Annotated in this window: 3 protein-coding genes; 2 read left to right on the forward strand and 1 reads right to left on the reverse strand. The window is 41.6% G+C overall.

What is annotated here, in order from left to right:
- The first annotated feature begins 502 nt into the window (after positions 1-502).
- Positions 503-1,189, forward strand: coding sequence for a hypothetical protein (locus AC0YNZ_RS31310; RefSeq protein ID WP_475830262.1), 687 nt, complete (start codon positions 503-505; stop codon positions 1,187-1,189).
- Between the two features lie 289 nt (positions 1,190-1,478).
- Here AC0YNZ_RS31310 and AC0YNZ_RS31315 read toward each other — a convergent pair whose 3' ends face one another.
- Positions 1,479-2,231 carry a hypothetical protein gene (locus AC0YNZ_RS31315; RefSeq protein WP_475830263.1) on the reverse strand — a complete coding sequence of 251 codons (753 nt, stop codon included), beginning with the start codon at positions 2,229-2,231 and terminating at the stop codon, positions 1,479-1,481.
- A 307-nt stretch (positions 2,232-2,538) separates the two neighbouring features.
- Here AC0YNZ_RS31315 and AC0YNZ_RS31320 point away from each other — a divergent pair, with 307 nt between their 5' ends.
- Positions 2,539-2,841 carry a hypothetical protein gene (locus AC0YNZ_RS31320; protein ID WP_475830264.1) on the forward strand — a complete coding sequence of 101 codons (303 nt, stop codon included), beginning with the start codon at positions 2,539-2,541 and terminating at the stop codon, positions 2,839-2,841.
- Positions 2,842-3,020 lie beyond the last annotated feature (179 nt).

A 3,020-nucleotide genomic window follows, 5' to 3' on the forward strand; every position in this document is an offset into this window, starting at 1 on the left:
AATGGCGAGTTTCTCCAAAGCAGTATATTTTCCTCTAGACATGAAAAAGCTCCCCTCACAGTAGCAGGCTTTTTATTATTTCACCTGTCTACCGTATGGGGAGCATATCATACACCGGCTGCCGTCTCTTTGTGATTATTGAGCTTTCGTGGGTAAACAGGTTCAGGCGTTAATTTCGAAAAGCTGTGTTATCTTTGATTAAGTCATCAATATATACTAACTTTCGCCCGGTGCACAATTCATCTCCAGACCATATCCAGTCATGTCTAGAGGACCTAATGTCATTAAATATGACTTAATAGATTGATTGCAATGATATATGTTAGATAAATTTACATAAAGTAAGAAACGGAGTTGATTTTGTTTGAATTTCACTTTAAACTTCATAGTACAGCACTCTCCTGGATGACGGGAATTTGACCGGTTAAGTATTCCCATCGTACTGAGGCGCTTCTATTTTTTCAAACCCCAAAATAAACAATCTACAGCAAGGAGGGCTCCTATGCTACCTACGTTAATGACATGTGTACGTCGAGAAACACACGGAACAATGAAACTAAATCTGGATAACATGAGCCAACTTGCAGAGTATAACCCGTTTATAATCCAAAACCAAAAAGACCCCAGATATGTGTTGTTTCATTTCCATCCCGATTCCTATACTGCTCCCATTCTGAAGGAAGGGAATGTGGCGCATATAGATTTTACTCAATTAAGGCCAATCGTGATGCAAGAAATCGAACAACTGTTCACCATGTACAATAACCGAATTTATACCCTGTATGCTTTCGCTTTTTTGTTCACTTATGAAGAAAAAGGGTTGATTTTATTATGGGCACAACAGCTAGCCACTCCACCTACGTTTAACCGTAAACAGACGAACGAATTGCTGGAAGAGGCCTTAAGGCTGCAAGAAGAAGGCTCATACTTTGCTTTCTCAAGCATTTTCCACCCTTCTCAACTGATAGATTTGGTTTACGATAAGCAAATAATTGCGACCGCTGTGGGTGGTCATTCGATTGTGATGATCATCCCTGTAGAAAAAAAATGGAGAATACAACTTCGTAAAAACAAAAAGGAACCAGAAGACGAATTCGAAATTTTACGAAGGATTCTCTCTGTGTATAAAGAAGAGGTTGCTTATCTGGAGAATTATTTCCGTAAAAATGATCTCTGGCTTAAGGGTTGATCGAATTCCGCACGAAAGAATAATTTCAGGTTCTTGAATCAGCACGGGCTCTACATTGCAAATATGTATTGACTTTAGACTGGATCCCTTCGCCATGTAATAGACTTTCCCCATCTCCGACTACTGCGAATCCTCAGTCCATCCTCTTTCACCTGTTAGCGGGGAAAAGGCAGCCGATAATACTGGCTGCCTTTTCCGTGGTTATTGCGGTATTGTGTCACACTTCCTCTAGCTTAATGGGCAGCTCCTGCATGTTTTTAGCGTACGACGGGATGAAAATCGCGGGCCATTATCCTAGTTTAGGCAATTTACTATTGTTTTTGTATCCTGAATCGTATGCGCTCTTGATAGCGTCAGCCAATTCGGGCGTATAGTTCCGGATTGTCAGTCTTCCTCGCTCTAGGGCCGCTTTAGCGTATTCATCAGAGTAATACAGGGCATCATCCGTTACATGCACTAAATAGTATTGTCGTTCCGGACCAACTTTACGGCTTTTTACTTTTGTATTCAGGATCTTTTTAGCCCTACCCAATTTGGCACCTTCATGGATGTCAATGCCCCAGATCTCCTGACTGCTATTATCTAAAACCTCGTAGCCGACAACTACTCTGCGTTCTAAACTTTCGGATAAAGTAAGTAATTTAAGCAATGTACAATCCGTTTCCGGTTTAAATTTTCCCATTGCCGTTTTAGCGGATGACTTTGTAGTCACGCCTTTGGAGAATTTTCGCATTTTCTCTTCGGAAGAAACTCCTTCATCACTATTCGTCGCAGCCCTCTTGCTTGTCAATTTTTTCAAGAGTTCTTGTTCCATTTCCTGCTTAATCTTTTGCATACCCTGCGTCATTTTCCTGGTTAAATCCTGCTCCAATTTCTTCTGCAATTCTGGGCTGCTTTCGGCCTTGGCTTTAGTCGTCGTCTTTGCAGAGGCGGTTTTCCGACTCTTGGTTTTCCTGGGGAGGCGTTTTGGCCTCGTGAGAGAATGAAGGGTTTTCTTTAACTCCTGCATCAAGGACTTTTTCACCTTTCGTTGCCTCGACATATTCGTCCTCCTTCTGGCGGATCCGTAGGAGGCACACAGATGTGTGCCCGGGCTGCTATTCTTGTTTATTCGGCACATAACATTCCTCAGAACGGTTATCCTCATTCTATCATTTCCATCATTTGGTTTGAAGTTCAAAAAGAATATCTGTGGTCTAAATGGGTTAGCTAGAGATCGGGGTGATTTGACTGGTTTGTCTGCGTAATATGTAAATCTTTAAAGCGGTACTAGCTGAAGTTGGTACTCCTCTTCTTTATATTTTTTAATTACAATGTTGCTGAGGAATAACTTTAGATAGGAGAACCCCTTGAGAATCAATTTAGAAGTTCTATTATTTTATGGTATACCGGGCATAGCGTTTATTTCGGTCATCCTATTTGCAGTGATTAGATTTAGAAAAACAAATTCTTTTCTTCGTTCATTACTGCAAACCATCGGTTTAGCGGTTCTATTATATGGTACTGCTTTCTTTTGGTGGTTTCTTACTTTAAAAGACGGGCTAGCTCAACTTGTCAGTATGATGTGCTATGGAATTGGATTTATTGTAACTTGTGTTGTTACTACTGGTGTTTTATATTTCTTGAAAAGAAAAAAAGAGGCCAAGGAATGATTCCTTAGCCACCGGTTATTCGTTCATCGGTTGTTACTTGTGTCCTTTATGGAGCGTTTTCCTCAGCATTGCGCAGCGCCTGACCCGCGGCATTGCGCAACGAGCCGAGCCAGGTCGAAAGCTTCGACTTGAGCGTTGCGCCCGCGGTCGAATAGCCGTTATCAAGCTGAGAAGGATCG

The organism is Paenibacillus sp. J2L1-98 (genome assembly GCF_056269405.1).